This is a genomic window from Georgenia satyanarayanai (assembly GCF_023715365.1).
GTDB classification, from domain to species: Bacteria; Actinomycetota; Actinomycetes; order Actinomycetales; family Actinomycetaceae; genus Oceanitalea; species Oceanitalea satyanarayanai_B.
The window spans coordinates 67,447-83,808 of sequence record NZ_JAMBNZ010000009.1 but is presented as its reverse complement, the minus strand read 5'-3'; the positions used below and the strand labels follow the sequence as shown (position 1 = coordinate 83,808).

Annotated in this window: 15 protein-coding genes; 4 read left to right on the top strand and 11 right to left on the bottom strand. The window is 73.1% G+C overall.

Annotated elements, in window-relative coordinates; translation table 11 throughout:
* Positions 1–58 precede the first annotated feature (58 nt).
* Genes M3148_RS12135 through M3148_RS18350 form a run of 3 tightly spaced genes read left to right on the top strand, consistent with a single transcriptional unit; the run spans position 59 to position 3,316 of the window.
* The gene (locus M3148_RS12135) at positions 59–1,456 is read left to right on the top strand and encodes an MFS transporter (RefSeq protein ID WP_251304965.1); all 1,398 of its coding nucleotides are present in this window, start codon (positions 59–61) and stop codon (positions 1,454–1,456) included.
* Positions 1,456–2,217, top strand: coding sequence for a fumarylacetoacetate hydrolase family protein (locus tag M3148_RS12130; RefSeq protein ID WP_251304964.1), 762 nt, complete (start codon positions 1,456–1,458; stop codon positions 2,215–2,217). Before M3148_RS12135 ends, M3148_RS12130 begins: the two co-directional genes overlap by 1 nt.
* Before the next feature lie 43 nt (positions 2,218–2,260).
* Complete coding sequence (locus M3148_RS18350) at positions 2,261–3,316, top strand: D-2-hydroxyacid dehydrogenase (RefSeq protein ID WP_251304963.1); 1,056 nt, start codon at positions 2,261–2,263, stop codon at positions 3,314–3,316.
* A 74-nt stretch (positions 3,317–3,390) separates the two neighbouring features.
* Here the strand turns inward: M3148_RS18350 and ndk are convergent, their stop codons facing one another.
* The 9 genes from ndk to M3148_RS12080 form a co-directional block, all read right to left on the bottom strand.
* Complete coding sequence (ndk, locus tag M3148_RS12120; RefSeq protein ID WP_251304962.1) at positions 3,391–3,816, bottom strand: nucleoside-diphosphate kinase; 426 nt, start codon at positions 3,814–3,816, stop codon at positions 3,391–3,393.
* 10 nt (positions 3,817–3,826) lie between these two features.
* Positions 3,827–4,237 carry a DUF4233 domain-containing protein gene (locus M3148_RS12115; RefSeq protein ID WP_251304961.1) on the bottom strand — a complete coding sequence of 137 codons (411 nt, stop codon included), beginning with the start codon at positions 4,235–4,237 and terminating at the stop codon, positions 3,827–3,829.
* Positions 4,234–5,040 carry an HAD-IIA family hydrolase gene (locus tag M3148_RS12110; protein WP_251304960.1) on the bottom strand — a complete coding sequence of 269 codons (807 nt, stop codon included), beginning with the start codon at positions 5,038–5,040 and terminating at the stop codon, positions 4,234–4,236. Before M3148_RS12110 ends, M3148_RS12115 begins: the two co-directional genes overlap by 4 nt.
* A 35-nt stretch (positions 5,041–5,075) precedes the next feature.
* Positions 5,076–5,744, bottom strand: a complete 669-nt coding sequence (locus tag M3148_RS12105) for an MBL fold metallo-hydrolase (RefSeq protein ID WP_251304959.1) — start codon at positions 5,742–5,744, stop codon at positions 5,076–5,078.
* A gap of 79 nt (positions 5,745–5,823) precedes the next feature.
* Positions 5,824–6,933: an S-(hydroxymethyl)mycothiol dehydrogenase gene (locus tag M3148_RS12100; RefSeq protein ID WP_251304958.1), complete on the bottom strand. Its 1,110-nt coding sequence runs from the start codon at positions 6,931–6,933 to the stop codon at positions 5,824–5,826.
* 74 nt (positions 6,934–7,007) lie between these two features.
* A complete protein-coding gene (gene dhaM, locus M3148_RS12095) occupies positions 7,008–7,691 on the bottom strand; it encodes a dihydroxyacetone kinase phosphoryl donor subunit DhaM (RefSeq protein ID WP_251304957.1) in 684 nt (227 codons plus the stop codon).
* Complete coding sequence (gene dhaL / locus M3148_RS12090; RefSeq protein ID WP_251304956.1) at positions 7,688–8,341, bottom strand: dihydroxyacetone kinase subunit DhaL; 654 nt, start codon at positions 8,339–8,341, stop codon at positions 7,688–7,690. Before dhaL ends, dhaM begins: the two co-directional genes overlap by 4 nt.
* A 7-nt stretch (positions 8,342–8,348) precedes the next feature.
* On the bottom strand, positions 8,349–9,350 hold the full coding sequence (gene dhaK, locus M3148_RS12085) for a dihydroxyacetone kinase subunit DhaK (protein ID WP_251304955.1): 1,002 nt from the start codon (positions 9,348–9,350) through the stop codon (positions 8,349–8,351).
* Between the two features lie 261 nt (positions 9,351–9,611).
* Complete coding sequence (locus M3148_RS12080; protein ID WP_251304954.1) at positions 9,612–10,460, bottom strand: class I SAM-dependent methyltransferase; 849 nt, start codon at positions 10,458–10,460, stop codon at positions 9,612–9,614.
* Positions 10,461–10,609: 149 nt separating this feature from the next.
* On the opposite strand from M3148_RS12080, the gene M3148_RS12075 reads away from it, so the two are divergent.
* A complete protein-coding gene (locus tag M3148_RS12075; RefSeq protein ID WP_251304953.1) occupies positions 10,610–11,281 on the top strand; it encodes a winged helix-turn-helix transcriptional regulator in 672 nt (223 codons plus the stop codon).
* Positions 11,282–11,284: 3 nt separating this feature from the next.
* On the opposite strand, the gene M3148_RS12070 is transcribed toward M3148_RS12075, so the two are convergent.
* A complete protein-coding gene (locus M3148_RS12070; protein WP_251304952.1) occupies positions 11,285–12,916 on the bottom strand; it encodes a bifunctional folylpolyglutamate synthase/dihydrofolate synthase in 1,632 nt (543 codons plus the stop codon).
* A complete protein-coding gene (gene ileS, locus M3148_RS12065; RefSeq protein ID WP_251304951.1) occupies positions 12,913–16,146 on the bottom strand; it encodes an isoleucine--tRNA ligase in 3,234 nt (1,077 codons plus the stop codon). The genes M3148_RS12070 and ileS overlap by 4 nt, the downstream gene beginning before the upstream one ends.
* Positions 16,147–16,362 lie beyond the last annotated feature (216 nt).

Sequence of the window (16,362 nt, the reverse complement as noted above, 5' to 3'; positions counted from 1 at the left end):
GTTCAGCATGGTGTTACGGTTCACACGCAACGGAGCACGCCTATCGAGGGGATGGCACGTGACCAACGACGACACCACCAGGCGCCTGGACCACACGGACGATCCGGACTACGCCGACAACCTGCGCCGCGCGACGCTCGCCTCGAGCGTGGGAAGCGCACTCGAGTACTTCGACTTCGCCCTGTACGGGCTCTTCTCGGCGTTGATCTTCGGTGACCTGTTCTTCTCCAACCTTCCGCCGGAGCTCGCCGTCGTCGCCTCGCTCGCCTCCTTCGGAGTCGGGTTCGTCGCCCGTCCGCTCGGCGGCCTCTTCTTCGGCACGCTCGGCGACCGGCTCGGCCGCAAGTGGGTGCTCGTCGTGACGATCGCCCTCATGGGCGGGGCCACGACGCTCATCGGCGTGCTTCCCACCTACGACTCGATCGGCGTCTGGGCTCCCGTCCTGCTGACGGTGCTCCGTCTCCTCCAGGGCTTCGGGGCGGGGGCCGAGCAGGCAGGCGCGACGGTGCTCATGGCCGAGTACTCCCCGGTCCGGCGCCGCGGCTTCTTCTCCGCGCTGCCCTTCATCGGCATCCAGCTCGGCACCCTGCTCGCCGCCCTGGTGTTCTCACTCATGTCCCTGCTGCCCGACGAGGTCTTCTTCGGCTGGGCCTGGCGCCTGCCCTTCCTCTCCTCCTTCCTCCTCATCCTGCTCGCGCTGTTCATCCGCATGCGGCTGCGCGAGACCCCGACCTTCGTGGAGCTGGAGAAGCACGAGCAGGTCGCCGAACGACCCGTGCGCGACATCTTCACCACGGGCTTCCCCAGCGTCGTCGTCGGGATCGGGCTGCGGATGGCCGAGAACGGCGGCTCCTACATGTTCCAGACGCTGGGTCTGGCCTTCGTCGCCGGCAACTTCATCGCCAACCCCGTCGACCGCGGTGTCGCGACATGGGGCGTGACCCTCGGCGCGCTCATCGCGATGGTCGTGCTTCCGCTCAGCGGTCACCTGTCGGACCGGTTCGGCCGCCGCATCGTCTACCGCGCGGGGGCCGTGTTCCTGCTGCTGTACTCCTTCCCGGCCTGGTGGGTGCTCTCCCAGGGTCACCCCGTCGGCGTCATCGCCGTCATCGCGATCGGGATCGGTGTCGCGGTCAACACCATGCTCGGCCCCCAGTGCGCGATGCTGCCCGAGCTCTTCGGCAACCGCCACCGATACCTCGGCGTCGCGATGGCGCGGGAGATCTCCGCGGTCCTCGCGGGCGGGCTGGCGGGCGTGCTCGGCGCCTACCTCCTCGCGGTCTCCGACGGCGACTGGCTGCTTCCCGCCGTGTACATGGCCACGCTCGCGCTCATCACGACGGCGTCGACGTTCCTCGTGCCCGAGACCAAGGGCCGCGACCTCCTCAGGCACGACGACGCCATCCGCGTCTCCACCGACGAGACGCACGCGGCGATCAGCACGGCGGTGCGGTGATGCGCATCGGACGCGCGGTCCTCGACGGCACGGTCCGCCACGTCCGGTTCGACGGCGACGTCGTCCGGCCCGTCGGGGACCCGTACGTCGCCTTCACCGAGGGACGCCGCCCCCACGACGACGGCGAGGCCGTGCCGGCTGCGGGGCTGCGGCTGCTGCCCCCGACCGTGCCCACGGTGCTCGTCGGTATCGCGCAGAACCGGGGCACGTCGGAGCACCCCTCCCCCGTGCAGGCCTGGCTCAAGAGCCCGCGCACCGTCGTCGCGCACGGTGAGCCGGTGCGCCTGCGCCGCGACGCGGGACGCGCCGTCATGGAGGCGGAGGTTGCGGTCGTCATCGGCCGTGACACCGGCAGCCCGGAGGGCCCGGACCTCAACGAGGGGAACGCCCACGAGTTCGTCCTCGGCGTCACCGCCGTCAACGACATCTCCTACCCGGACCGCTCCACGCTCGACCCGCGCAACTTCGAGTCCAAGGGCGGGGACGGCTCCACGCCGCTGGGACCGTGGATCGACACAGCGGCGTCCCTCGACACCGGGCTGCTCGCCCTCGAGCTCGACGGCACCCGCGTGTGCGCGACGACGGTGGAGGCAATGCCCGTCCCCGTGAGGGAGTCCCTCGCCTACGTCGCCCGGTGGTTACGTCTGGGCCCGGGCGACGTCGTCATGGCGGGCGCACCGCTGTCCAACCACGAGGCCGGCCCCGGTCGCGTCGCCACGGTGCTCGCCGGCGGCACCCGCCTCGAGACCCCGCTGCGCTGACCTAGCCCCACCCGGCCCTGCCGCCCCCACCGAAGGAGATCCCGTGCCGGACCACACCCTCAAGGTGGCGCTCGGCGTCACCCTCGACGACGCATCGGTGGAGCTCATCCTCCGCCGCGAGCCGCGCATCGAGCTGCTGCGCGGACCTGGGCTCACCCCGCCGTGGCGCTGGAGCGGCGACTGGGAGGGTGACCCCGCCTGGCGCCGCGACCCGGCGCAGCAGCATGCCTTCGAGGCTCTGCTCCACGAGGCGGACGCGCTCTTCGGGATCCCCGACGTCTCCCCCGAGGCGCTCGCCCGGACCGTGCGCAGCAACCTGCGGCTGCGGTGGGTCCACACGACCGCCGCGGGCGGCGGCGGTCAGGTCAAGGCCGCACGGCTCACTGCCGAGGAGCTCGGGCGCGTCACCGTGACGACGAGCGCGGGCATGCACGCCGAGACGCTGGCCGAGTGGGCTCTCTTCGGTGTGCTCGCCGGCGCGAAGGACCTGCGGCGGCTCGAGGCCGACCAGGCGTCACGCACGTGGGGCGACGGCCGGCGCCTCATGCGGCACGTGAGCGAGATGACGGTCCTCGTCGTCGGGCTCGGCGGCATCGGTCGCGTCGTCGCGCAGCGCTTCGCGGCGCTGGGCGCCACCGTCTGGGGCACGAGCCGCCGGCGCGAGGCCCTCGAGCACGTCGACCGCGTCGTCCCGCTCGACGACCTCGCCGCCGCGGCCGCGCAGGCGGACGCGATCGTGTCGGCGCTGCCGGGCACCGACCGGACGACCGGCCTCCTCGGGGCCGAGGTCTTCGGTGGCCTGCGAGCCGGCACCCTCTTCGTCAACGTCGGCCGTGGGACCGTCGTCGACGAGGCCGCGCTGGTCGAGGCCCTCGACGCCGGCCGCGTCGGGTTCGCGGCGCTCGACGTCACGGCCGTGGAGCCGCTGCCCGTCGACAGTCCGCTGTGGGGCCACCCGAGCGTGCTCCTCAGCCCTCACACCGCCGCACTCTCCGAGCAGGAGCCGCGCCGGATCGCCGCACTCTTCGCCGAGAACGCCACGCGGCTGCTGGACGGCCAGCCGCTGCGCAACGTCATGGACACGCGCGAGTTCTACTGACCCACGCCCCACGACGCCGAGAGCCGAGCTGTTCCGGGGAACGGCTCAGCTCTCGGCGCGGACGGTGGGGTGTGTCAGAACGTGGGGAACCAGAGGGAGATCTCGCGCTCGGCGGACTCCGGGGAGTCGGAGCCGTGGACGAGGTTCTGGATGACCTTGGTGTCCCACGCGCGGGCGAGGTCGCCGCGGATGGTGCCGGGGGCCGCCGTCGTCGGCTCGGTGGTGCCGGCGAGGGACCGGAAGCCCTCGATCACGCGGTTGCCCTCGACGACGGCGGCGACGAGCGGGCCGGAGCCCATGAACTCGATGAGCGGCTCGAAGTGGGGGCGCCCGCGGTGCTCGGCGTAGTGCTCGCCGAGGAGCTCGGCGTCGGCGCTGCGCATCTCGAGGGCGACGATGCGGTAGCCCTTGGCCTCGATGCGGCGCAGGACCTCCCCGACGAGGGAGCGCTGGACGCCGTCGGGCTTGATGAGGACGAGGGTACGTTCGGTGGAAGTCACGCGACCGACCCTACCGGCCCGTCGCGGCCTCCCCCGCGCCGCGGCGCTCCTCGTGCTCGCGCTCGGCGTCCTCCCGCACCACGCGCTCGGCGTCGATCTGCCCGCCGACGCGCAGGGACACGAGCCACAGCAGCGCGAAGACGCCGCCGACGGCGTACATCATCGGCACGACGAGCCCGGTGGCGATGAGCGCGAGCTGGAGCAGCGAGCCGAGGACGTACCCGACCGTGCCGCGGCGCACGAGGACGCCGGCGAGGACGGCCCACAGCGCGAGCACCGCACCGCCGAGGACGATCTCCCGCACCGGGGCCAGGCGCAGGCCGTAGGCGACCAGGCCGGCGAAGAGGACGACCATCGCCTCGCTGAGGAGGAGGGTGGCCGTGAACAGCGCCCGGGCGCTGCGCCGGGGACGGCGGGTCACCGCTCCGCCTGCGGGGCGTACTCGGCGACGAGCGGCGTGACGTCGGCGATGGAGTCGACGACGCGGGTGGGCACGTAGGGGAAGCGGTCCACCTGCTCGGGCCGGGTCGACCCCGTCAGGACGAGGATGGTCCGCATGCCGGCCTCGAGGCCGGACACGACGTCGGTGTCCATCCGGTCCCCGATCATCACGGTGGACTCCGAGTGCGCGTCGATCCGGTTGAGCGCGCTGCGCATCATGAGCGGGTTGGGCTTGCCGACGAAGTAGGGCTCGACGCCGGTGGCCCGGGTGATGAGGGCGGCGACCGCCCCGGTGGCCGGGAGCGTGCCCTCCTGGGAGGGGCCGGAGGGGTCGGGGTTGGTCGCGATGAAGCGCGCCCCCGCCTCTACGAGCCGGATCGCGCGGGTGATCGCCTCGAAGGAGTACGTGCGGGTCTCCCCGAGGACGACGTAGTCGGGGTCGACGTCGGTCATCGTGTAGCCGATGTCATGGAGCGCGGTGGTGAGGCCGGCCTCGCCGACGACGTAGGCGCTGCCCCCGCGGCGCTGACCGTCGAGGAACTGAGCCGCGGCCATCGCCGAGGTCCAGATCGCGTCCTCGGGGATGTCGATGCCTCCGGCGCGCAGCCGGGCGCGCAGGTCGCGCGGCGTGAAGATCGAGTTGTTCGTCAGGACGAGGAAGCGCCGTCCGGAGGCGATGAGGGCCTGGATGAACTCGGCGGCACCGGGGATGGCCTGCTGCTCGTGGACGAGCACGCCGTCCATGTCGGTCAGCCAGCTCTCGACGGGCTTGATCTCGCTCATGGCCCCTATCGTGCCCTACCGGCCCCGCCGGTTCCTCAGTGGCCGCGGTCGACCCACTCCTGCAGGTGCGGCTTCTCGGCCCCGACGGACGTCGCGTCCCCGTGGCCGGTGAGCACCTCGGTCGACTCGGGCAGCGTGAGGACCCGCTCGCGGATCGACTCGATGATCGTCGGGAAGTCCGAGTAGGAGCGGCCGGTCGCGCCAGGCCCACCGTTGAAGAGGGTGTCGCCGGAGAAGAGGATGCCGCCCTCCCCCAGGTCCGGTGCGTGGAAGCACGTCGAGCCGGGCGAGTGGCCGGGGGTGTGCAGGGCGGTGAGCGTGACGCCGGCGACCGTGATCTCCTGCCCGTCGGTGATCTCCTCGTCCGCCGTCGTGCCGGGGTAGACCTGCTCCCACAGCATCGTGTCGGCCGGGTTGAGGTGGACCGGAGCGCCCACCCGGGCGGCGACGTCGCGCACGGCACGGATGTGGTCGTCGTGGCCGTGGGTGAGCAGGACGGCGACGACGCGGCGACCACCCACCGCCTCGACGACGGCGGCCGGGTCGTGCGCCGGGTCGATGACGACGCACTCGGTGTCGTCACCGACGATCCACACGTTGTTGTCGACGTCCCAGGTCCCGCCGTCGAGCGAGAAGGTGCCGCTGGTGACGAGGTTCTCGACGCGGACGCGTCCGCTGCTGTCCGTGCGCACGGGGGTGGTCATCGGGTGGCTCCCATCGGGTCGGGTGACGGCCGGTAACAACTCAGCTGTCGGCGATAAGGGGTGGGGGGCGTGGGGCGGGTCAGGTCGCGGGCGGGTCGTTGATCTCGACGACGGAGCGCAGCACCTTGCCGGCGGCCATCTTGTCGAAGGCGGGCTCGACGTCGTCGATGCCGATGCGCTCGGTGACGAAGCCGTCGAGGTCCAGGCGGCCCAGGCGGTACTGCTCGACGAGCATGGGGAAGTCGCGCGAGGGCAGGGTGTCGCCGTACCACGCGGACTTGATCGCCCCGCCGCGGCCGAAGACCTGGTCCAGCGGGATTTCCCACGCCGTTCCCGGGTCGGGCACGCCGACGAGGACGACGCGGCCGGCGAGGTCGCGTGCCTCGAAAGCCTGGGCGAAGGTCGCGGCGACCCCGACGGCGTCGACGACGACGTCCGCGCCGAAGCCACCGGTGTGCTCGCGGATCGCCTCGACGGGGTCCTGCTCGCGGGAGTTGACGGTGTGGGTGGCGCCGAAGCGGCGGGCAGTGGCGAGCTTCTCGTCGTCGAGGTCGACGGCGATGATCGTCGTCGCCCCGGCGAGCACGGCACCGGCGATCGCAGCCGTACCGACCCCGCCGCAACCGATGACGGCCACCGACTCCCCGCGCTGGACCGCGCCGGTGTTGAGCACGGCGCCGATGCCGGCCATGACCCCGCAGCCGAGCAGACCGAGGGCGGCGTACTGCTCGGGGGCGATGTCGCCCTCGATCCTCGTGCACTGGCCCGCGGCGACGAGTGTCTTCTCGGCGAAGGCACCGATGCCGAGCGCCGGGCTGAGCTCGGTGCCGTCCTGCAGGGTCATCTTCTGCGTCGCGTTGTGGGTGGCGAAGCAGTACCAGGGCTGGCCCTTGCGGCACGCGCGGCACTGCCCGCACACCGCGCGCCAGTTGAGAATGACGCGGTCCCCGACGGCGATCTCGGTGACGCCCTCACCGACGGCGGAGACGACGCCGGAGGCCTCGTGCCCGAGGAGGAAGGGGAAGTCGTCGCTGACCCCGCCGACCTTGTAGTGGAGGTCGGTCTGGCACACGCCGCACGTGACGACGTCGACGAGTGCCTCCCCCGGCCCCGGGTCGGGGACGAGGATCGTCTCCACGGTGGCGGGGGCGTTCCTCTCCTTGACGACGACGGCCTTGACCTCGTGCATGGGATTCCCTTCGGGCGACGGTGCTGTCGGGCTGAGCGTTCCGGCCACCATAACCAAGTCCCGGCGAGGCGGCGCTACTCCTCCCCGAAGCCCTCGTCGACGACCTGGGCGACGGCGTCGAGGACGTGCTCGGCCTGCGGGCCGCTGGCCCGGACCGTCATCGTCGCCCCGCCCGCGAGCCCGAGCCCGATGAGGGCGAGCACGCTGGCGCCGTCCACGCCGTTGATCTCGACGTGGACGTCGAAGCCAGTGATGAGGCGGGCGAGCTGCGCGGCGGGACGGGCGTGCAGCCCGAGCCGGTTGCGCAGCTGGAGGACCCGCTCCAGGACCTCCCCGTCCCGTGCCGGGCCGGCGGGGCCGCCGCGCTGGGCGGCGGCAAAGGACAGGGCGGCCTCCTCGGCGGCGCGCCGCACCTCCTCCGGGCCGGCACCGCCCTGCGCGGCGACGGCCGCGGCGACGGTGCCCTCGACGAGCGGGGCGTCGGCGAGCAGCACGCGGTCGTCGTCGACCATCTCGAGGACGGACTCGGCGGTCATCGTCGCCGAGCCGAGGTCGGTGAGGACGACGACGCCGTCACCACCGTCCGCGGTCAACTCACCGACCGCGGTGAGGAGCTTGTCGAAGCTCGTGCCGATGCGGCCGTCGTCGGTCCCGCCGGCCGGGCGAAGGAGGACGTCGGGCGCCATCTGCGCCGCCACCTCGCACAGCCCCTGGGCGAGCTGCGCGGAGTGGGAGACGACGACGATCGCCGTCGTCACTGCCCCGTCCCCGCTCCCCCCGCGGCGGCGTCGGCGGCGGCGCGCAGGATGAGGGCGCTGGACTGGGCGCCGGGGTCGCGGTGGCCGGCCGAGCGCTCCCCGAGGTAGCTGGCGCGGCCCTTGCGCGCCACCATCGGCTCCGTGGCCTCCGCGCCCGCGGCGGCGGCGTCGGCGGCGGCCTCGAGGGCCGCCCGGGCGCTGCCGCCCTCCTCGGCGACCGCACCGGCGGCCTCGGCGGCCGGGCGCAGCGCGTCGACCATCGTCTTGTCCCCGGCCGCCGCCCGGCCGCGCGCCGTCACACCCTCGACGGCGCCGGTGAGCAGCGCCGCGACCCCCGCCGCGTCGACCGGCCCGTCCCCCAGGGCCGTGGCGGCCCGAAGGAACGCGGTGCCGTACAGGGGGCCGGCCGCCCCGCCGACCGTGGACATGAGGGTGGTGGCGATGAGCTTGAGGGCCGCCGTCGGGGAGTCCGGGGAGGCGTCGGCGAGCTTGGCGCTGACGGCGGTGAAGCCGCGGTCGAGGTTGTCGCCGTGGTCGCCGTCCCCGATGGCGCGGTCGAGCTCCATGAGCGCGATCCGGTTCTCGGAGACGGCGTGCTGCGCGAGCTCGGCCCAGCGCAGCACCCAGGAGGTGTCGAGCGTGTCGTCCATGCGGTCCTCACATTCCCTGACGCAGTGCCACGGTGTGGGCAGGAGCGTCCCACAGCGTGATGAGCTCCTCGTCCAGCGGCATGACGCTGATACTCGCGCCCGCCATGTCGAGGGAGGTGACGTAGCTGCCGACGAGCGAGCGCACGACGCTCGCGCCGCGCTCCTCGAGCAGGCGCCGGGCGGCGCCGTAGAGGACGTACAGCTCGAGGGCGGGGGTGGCGCCCATGCCGTTGACGAGGAGGAGGACCTCGCGCCCGGACACGTCGCCGAGGTCGGTGAGCACGGCGTCGAGGAGCAGCGCGGCGGTCTCGTCGGCCGGCACGGCCTTGACCCGTCGGCGGCCCGGCTCGCCGTGGATGCCGATGCCGAGCTCGACCTCGTCGTCCTCGAGGTCAAAGGACGGGCGGCCGGCGGCCGGCACGGTGGGCGCGTGGAGGGCGATGCCCATCGTCCGCACGGCCGCGGCGGTGCGCTCGGCGACGGCGACGACGGCGTCGAGGTCGTCGCCGCGCTCGGCGGCGGCCCCGGCGATCTTCTCCACGACGAGCGTGCCGGCCACGCCGCGGCGCCCGGCCGTCCACGTCGAGTCCTCCACGGCGACGTCGTCGGCCACGAGGACACTGCGCACCCTCAGCCCCTCGGCCTCACCGAGCTCGGCCGCGACCTCGAAGTTGAGGACGTCGCCGGTGTAGTTCTTGACGATCTGGATGACTCCCGCACCGCCGTCGGCGGCCTGCATGGCGGCAAGGATCGGCTCGGGGCTGGGAGAGGTGAAGACGGCGCCGGGGACGGCGGCGTCGAGCATGCCGGTCCCGACGAATCCGGCGTGCAGCGGCTCGTGGCCGCTCCCGCCGCCGGAGACGAGCCCGACCTTGCCGCTGACGGCACCGCCGGCGCGGGAGACGAACAGGGGGTCGGTGCTGGCGGTGAGGATGTCGCCGTGCGCGGCCACGAGGCCGGCGACGGACTGGGTGACGACGTCACCCGGGTCGTTGATGAGCTTCTTCACTGCGGTCTCCCTCGTCGTCGTGGGACGGCGCGCACTGCCGCGCCGCAGCAGTGGCCGCCTCCCGGCGGGCTGACGCGGGCCGGTGACGAGGCCGGCCCCGCCTTCCCCCACACCGTACTCGGCCGGTGCGACCGGAGCGGCCGGATCCGGACGCGCACCGCACCCGGCGACAGGAGAATCCTGCCGCCGCCCCACTTCGCCCGCCGGAGGCTGATCGCGCGCGCGCAGGGCGGGCCCGGGTGGCCACCCCGCGCGGCGAGCTCAGCGACGCCGCCCGACGAGGAGCAGGTACTTCCAGCCCATGGTGAACCCGCCGGCCTCGCGGCGGCCGAACCGGTCGGCAACGCCGGTCAGGGCGGCGTCGAGCCCGGCGACGGCCTCGGCGTCACCGGCGTGCGCGCGGTAGAGCGCAACGGTCGGGCCGTAGGTCGTGGCGAAGAAGTCCCGGAAGTGCTCGGGCCCCGTGAACCGGTCGACCGCGAGGATGCGCCGCTCGGCGGTGAGGACCTCGACCCGGTCCCCGAGGAGGGTGCGCACGTGCCCCTCGTCGCCCCAGCGGGGCGCCGGCTGGGCGTCCGGGGGCGGGGTCGGGGCGAAGGGCCGCACGGCCGCGAACAGCTGACCGATGAAGCCCTCCGGGGTCCACGCCGTCAGGGCGAGGGTCCCGCCCGGTCGGACGACGCGGACGAGCTCGTCCGCAGCCCGCTGGTGGTGCGGGGCGAACATCACCCCGACGCAGGAGGTGACGACGTCGAAGGAGGCGTCCGGGAAGGGCAGGTCCTCCGCGTCGGCCTCGACCCACTCGACGGTGGCACCGAGCCGCTGGGCCCGTGCCGCGCCCGCCTCGAGGAGCGCGGGCGTGAGATCGGCGGCGACGACGCGGGCGCCGGTGAGCGCGGCGCGGACGGCGACGTTCCCGGACCCGGCGGCGACGTCGAGGACGGTCTGGCCCGGGCCGGTCCCGGCCTCGGCGACGAGCTCGGCGCCAAGCGCTGGGATGACCTCGTCGGCGACGGCCGGGTAGTCGCCCAGCGCCCACATGGCGCGGTGCCGTGCCTTGAGCTCCCGGTCGGCGGTGGTGCCGGTGGTGGTGATGGTGGACGGTGTCATGGCGAGACCCCTTTTCCGGTGACTGGTGTGCCCTCAGGGTCCGGCGGCCCGGGAGCCGGCTCCAGTGCCAGCTCTGTAGCGTCGGCGGTGCTGGATCTGTACTTGTCGGGAGCAGGCAGGCGGGCGTGTACTTGTCACCGGAGGCTGCGATGACGAGCTACGGCCAGTTCTGTCCTGTCGCCAAGGCGATGGAGATCCTCGACGAGCGCTGGACGCTCCTCGTCGTCCGGGAGATGCTCGCCGGCAGCCGCCACTTCAACGAGCTGCGCCGGGGTGTCCCGCGCATGTCCCCCGCCCTGCTCTCCAAGCGCCTGCGCACCCTCGAACGGGCCGGCCTCGTGCGGCGCGAGAGGGGACGAGGCAAGGTCGGGTACGCCCTCACCGACGCCGGCCGTGACCTCGAGGGCGTGGTGGGCGCCCTGGGAGTGTGGAGCCTGCGGTGGATCGGCGAGCTGGGTGAGGAGGACCTCGACCCCCACCTGCTGTTCTGGGACATGCGCCGGACCATCCCCGTCGAGGCGTGGCCGCGTACCCGCACGGTGCTCGCCTTCCACCTCACCGACCTGCCGCCGGGTGCCGCTGCCTGGTGGCTCGTCGTCGCCGGCGACGAGGTCGACGTCTGCGACCACGACCCCGGCTTCGACGTCACCGTCGACGTCGAGACGTCCCTGCGCACGCTCGTCGAGCTGTGGCGCGCCGACACGACCTGGGAGCGCGCGCTCGGCTCGGGCGCGGTGCGGCTCACCGGCCCGAGCGACGCCCGGCGCGCGGTCCCGGGGTGGCTGGGCCGGATGCGCCTCGCGGACCTCGCCGGCGCGTAGCGGTCAGCTGCCGCGCCGCAGGAGGAACCGCGCCTCCCCGACGAGGACGACCGAGCCCGTGACGAGGACGGCGCCGCCCGGCTCGCCGCCGTACTCGGCCCGGGCCGCCGCGAGGTCGATGGCCTCATCGATCCTGTCGGTGACGTGGACCCGCTCGGGGTCGAAGATCTGACGGGCGAGCTCGGCGAGGTCCTCGACGTCGTGCGCACGGTCGGTCGCCGCCCGGGTGAGGACGATCTCGGTGAGCATCGGCTCGAGGCCCGAGAGGATGCCCTCGGCGTCCTTGTCGGCCATAAGACCGACGACGCCGACCACGCGGCGCAGGTCGAAGGACTCCTCGAGAGCGGCGCGCAGCACCTCCACCCCGGCGGGGTTGTGGGCGGCGTCGACGAGGACGGTCGGGCTCGTGCGGACGAGCTCAAGGCGGCCGGGTGAGTCGACGGAGGCGAGGGCGTGCTCGACGACCTCCCCGCTCAGCGCGCCGCCACCGAAGAACGCCTCGACGGCGGCGACGGCGAGCAGCGCGTTGTGCGCCTGGTGGGCGCCGTGGAGCGGGAGGAAGACGTCGGTGTAGGTGGCGGCCGAGGTGCGCAGGACCAGCATCTGCCCGCCGACGGCGAGCTGGCGGTCGACGACCTCCATGTCCTGCCCGTCGACGACGAGCCGGGCGCCCAGCGCCTGGACGGCGTCCCGGACGACGGGGGCGACCTCCTCGTGCTGCTCGGCGCTCACGACCGTGGAGCCGGGCGTGAGGATGCCGACCTTCTCACCGGCGATCTCCGGCAGCGTGTGCCCGAGCCACCGCTCGTGGTCGCGGGAGATGGGCGTGAGGATCTCCACGGCCCCGTCGGCGACGTTCGTCGCGTCCCAGCGCCCGCCCATGCCCGTCTCGACGACGGCGACGTCCACCGGCGCGTCGGCGAAGGCCGCGTAGCCCATGACGACGAAGACCTCGAAGAAGCTCAGCCGCGGCCCGCCCTCGGCGCGGGAGCGCTGGTCGACCATCTCGATGTACGGCGCGACGTCCTCCCAGGTGCGGACGAAGGCCTCGGGGCTGATCGGCTCGCCGTCCAGGGCGATGCGCTCGCGCACCGTCGACAGGTGCGGGGAGGTGAACCGTCCCGTCCGCAGGCCGCGCTCGCGCAGCAGCCGCTCGACGACGCGCGCCGTCGACGTCTTGCCGTTGGTACCGGCGATGTGGATGACGGGGTAGGCGCGCTGCGGCTCACCGAGAAGGTCCAGGACCTCCCGGACCCGGTCGAGGCTGGGCTGGACGTCGTGCTCCGGGGCCCGGGTGAGGATCTCGGTGTAGACGCGGTGGACCTCCGTCTCGGCCTGGGCGCGAGCGACCGGGTCGACGACGACGGTGACGTCCGGCGAGGCGAGGACGTCGTCGATGACCGTGGGGTCGGGCCCGCTGAACAGGCCGGAGGCGACGAGCTCCTGGGCGGCGCGGTCGTGCTCGGCCTGGACCTCACGGGCGGCGAGCTCGGCGCCGTCGGGTGTCGCCGCGCTCGCCGGCGTGGGTCCGCCCGCGGCCGGTGGGACGGCGTGGTCGCCGGCCCGTCGGGAGAGCATCTCCCGGCGGGCGCGGTCATCGCTGTCCTCGGGACGCTGGTCGTCACGGTTCGTCACGGCTGTGCCACCTCCAGGCGGACGGCGATCTCATCGGTGGGGCTGACGTCGACGGTGAGGGAGACAGCGAGGGTCTCCTCGGTGACGAGACCGGCGTGGTTCTCGATCCAGCGGGCGTAGCGTCCGGGAACGTCGACGGCGAGGGTGATCCGGTCGGTGACGTGCAGGCCGGCGGCCTTGCGCTCGTCCTGGACCCGGCGCACGACGTCGCGGGCGACCCCCTCGGCGAGGAGCTCGTCGTCCAGGGCGGTGTCGAGGACGACGAAACCGCCGCCGTCGAGCACGCCCGCGGCGCGCTCGTCCCCGGCACGGTCCTCGACCTCCGTGGTGAGCGTGTACTCCTGCTCCTCCAGGGCGATGCCATCGACGACGACGCCACCGTCGGTCTGCTCCCACGCCCCCGAGCGGGCGGCCCTGATGACGCGCTGGACGTCCTTGCCGAGCCGGGGGCCAGCGGCGCGGGCGTTGACGGTGAGCCTGGTGTAGACGCCGTACTCCTGGGCGGTGTCGTCGGCGAGCGAGCGCAGCTCGACGGCCTTGACGTTGACCTCGTCGGCGATGAGCCGGGCGAAGGGCTCGAGCGCCGCGGGCTCGTCGGTGACGACCTGCAGGACACGCAGCGGCTGACGCACGCGCAACCCGCCGGCCTTGCGCAGGCCGAGGGTGGTGGAGACGACGTCGCGCACGCGGTCCATCGACGCGACGAGCTCGTCGGCGGCGAAGGCGTCGTCGAGCACCGGCCAGTCGGTGAGGTGGACGCTGCGCCCGCCGGTGAGCCCGCGCCACACCTCCTCGGTGATGAGCGGGGCGAGGGGCGCCATGACCCGCATGAGCACCTCGAGCGCGGTGTGGAGGGTGTTGAAGGCGTCCTCGTCCTCCTCCCAGAACCGGTCCCGGGAGGTACGCACGTACCAGTTGGTGAGGACGTCGAGGTGCTCGCGCACGGCCTGGCAGGCGCCGGGCACGTCGTAGGCCTCGAGCATGGTCCGCACGTCCGCGGCGAGCGCGCGGGTGCGGGCCAGGAGGTAGCGGTCCATGACCGGCAGGCCGGCCGCCTCCTCCGGCGTCACCTCACGGCCCACACGGCCCTGCCCGCCGTTCGCGGCACCCGCGTACAGGGAGAGGAAGTACCAGGTGTTCCACACCGGCAGGAGCACCTGGCGCACGTTCTCCCGGATGCCCTCCTCGGTGACGACGAGGTTGCCGCCGCGCAGGATCGGGGAGGCCATGAGGAACCAGCGCATCGCGTCCGAGCCGTCGCGGTCGAAGACCTCGTTGACGTCGGGGTAGTTGCGCAGGGACTTGCTCATCTTGCGGCCGTCGGAGCCCAGCACGATCCCGTGGGAGACCGACGTCGTGAAGGCCGGCCGGTCGAACAGGGCGGTCGCGAGGACGTGGAGGGTGTAGAACCACCCGCGGGTCTGGCCGATGTACTCGACGATGAAGTCGCCCGGGTAGTGGTGCTCGAACCATCCGGCGTTCTCGAAGGGGTAGTGCACCTGGGCGTAGGGCATCGACCCGGAGTCGAACCACACGTCCAGGACGTCGGGGATGCGGCGCATCGTCGACGTCCCGGTCGGGTCGTCCGGGTTGGGGCGGGTGAGCTCGTCGATGAAGGGGCGGTGGAGGTTGGGCTCGCCGTCGCGGCCCACCGGAAGGCGCCCGAAGTCCGCCTCGAGCTCGGCGAAGGAGCCGTAGACGTCGATGCGCGGGTGCTCCGGGTCGTCCGACACCCACACCGGGATGGGGGTGCCCCAGTAGCGGTTGCGCGAAATCGACCAGTCGCGCGCACCGGCCAGCCAGTTGCCGAACTGGCCGTCCTTGATGTGGTCCGGGACCCAGGTGATCTGCTGGTTGAGCTCGACCATCCGCTCGCGGAACTCGGTGACGCGCACGAACCAGCTCGTCACGGCCTTGTAGATGAGCGGCTGGCGGCAGCGCCAGCAGTGCGGGTAGGAGTGGTCGTAGGTCTCCTGGCGCACGAGGACCGGCCGCTCGACCTCCGGCCGACGGCCGATCGGGCCGGTGCCGTTCTTGAGGTCGGCGATGATCGCGCGGTTCGCCTCGAGCACCTGCGTGCCGGCGTAGTCGGCGACCTCACCGGTGAAGCGGCCGCCGTCGTCGACAGGGACGACGGTGCCGATGCCGGCGGCGGCGGACACGGCCATGTCGTCCTCACCAAAGGCCGGGGCCTGGTGGACGATGCCGGTGCCGTCCTCGGTGGAGACGTAGTCGGCGGTGAGCACCGTCCACACGTTCTCGCCCAGGCCCTCGCGGCCGACGAAGTAGTCGAAGACGGGTGCGTAGCGGCGCCCGGCCAGCTCGCGTCCCGTCGTCGTCGCCACGATCTGCGGCTCCTCGCCGAGCTCGCGGGCGAAGGCGCCCACACGGGCAGCGGCGAGCAGCACCTTCTCTCCCGCGAGCGCCCCCTCGGAAGGGACGACGGTGACGTACTCGACGTCCGGCCCGACGGCGAGGGAAAGGTTGGAGGGCAGCGTCCAGGGCGTCGTCGTCCAGATGAGGGCGAGCTCGCCGCTCTCCAGGCGCAGCCCCACCGTGACCGCCGGGTCCTGACGCATCTGGTAGACGTCGTCGTCCATGCGCAGCTCGTGGTTGGACAGCGGGGTCTGGTCGTTCCAGCAGTAGGGCAGCACCCGGTAGCCCTCGTAGGCCAGGCCCTTGTCGTAGAGCTGCTTGAAGGCCCAGATGACCGACTCCATGTAGGAGGAGTCGAGCGTCTTGTAGTCGTTGTCGAAGTCCACCCAGCGCGCCTGGCGGGTGACGTACTCGCGCCACTCCCCCGTGTACCGCAGCACCGAGTCCTCGCAGGCCTTGTTGAAGGCCTCGATGCCCATCTCCTCGATCTCGGACTTGTCCGTGATCCCCAGGGTCCGCTCGGCCTCGAGCTCGGCCGGCAGGCCGTGGGTGTCCCAGCCGAAGCGGCGCTCCACCCGGCGCCCGAGCTGGGTCTGGAAGCGGCCGACGACGTCCTTGACGTAGCCGGTGAGGAGGTGGCCGTAGTGGGGCAGGCCGTTGGCGAAGGGCGGGCCGTCGTAGAAGACGAACTCGTTGCTGCCGTCCTCGCCGGCCGGCCGGTTGTCGACCGACGCCTGGAAGGTTCCGTCGGCGGCCCAGTGGGCGAGCACCTCCTGCTCGAGCTCGGGGAACCGCGGGGAGGCCGGGACCTCGCCGCCGGTCTGGTGGCGCGGGTAGCGGGGGGTGGTGGCCATGGTGGTGGTGCTCCTCGTCGTCGTTCGCGTCGCTGCGAGGACGACGACGTACCCACCCTGGGCGGGTCCGCTGCCGCGGTACCACCTCGCTTGCCGCCGGGTCCTCGGCCGGAGCCGTGGCCCGGAGCCACTCTCGCGCGGATGTGACGGTCCGCTGCCGGCCGGTTCTACTGGGGGCTCGCACCCCGTTCTTCCGGCGGCTCACCGGTGATGACC

Bases quoted from the DNA above. Each gene is read 5' to 3' on its own strand.
- M3148_RS12130 (WP_251304964.1), top strand. From the start codon at position 1,456: ATGCGCATCGGACGCGCGGTCCTCGACGGCACGGTCCGCCACGTCCGG.
- M3148_RS12110 (WP_251304960.1), bottom strand. From the start codon at position 5,040: ATGAGCGAGATCAAGCCCGTCGAGAGCTGGCTGACCGACATGGACGGC.
- M3148_RS12105 (WP_251304959.1), bottom strand. From the start codon at position 5,744: ATGACCACCCCCGTGCGCACGGACAGCAGCGGACGCGTCCGCGTCGAG.
- M3148_RS12100 (WP_251304958.1), bottom strand. From the start codon at position 6,933: ATGCACGAGGTCAAGGCCGTCGTCGTCAAGGAGAGGAACGCCCCCGCC.
- dhaL (WP_251304956.1), bottom strand. From the start codon at position 8,341: ATGGACGACACGCTCGACACCTCCTGGGTGCTGCGCTGGGCCGAGCTC.
- M3148_RS12080 (WP_251304954.1), bottom strand. From the start codon at position 10,460: ATGACACCGTCCACCATCACCACCACCGGCACCACCGCCGACCGGGAG.
- M3148_RS12075 (WP_251304953.1), top strand. From the start codon at position 10,610: ATGACGAGCTACGGCCAGTTCTGTCCTGTCGCCAAGGCGATGGAGATC.
- ileS (WP_251304951.1), bottom strand. From the start codon at position 16,146: ATGGCCACCACCCCCCGCTACCCGCGCCACCAGACCGGCGGCGAGGTC.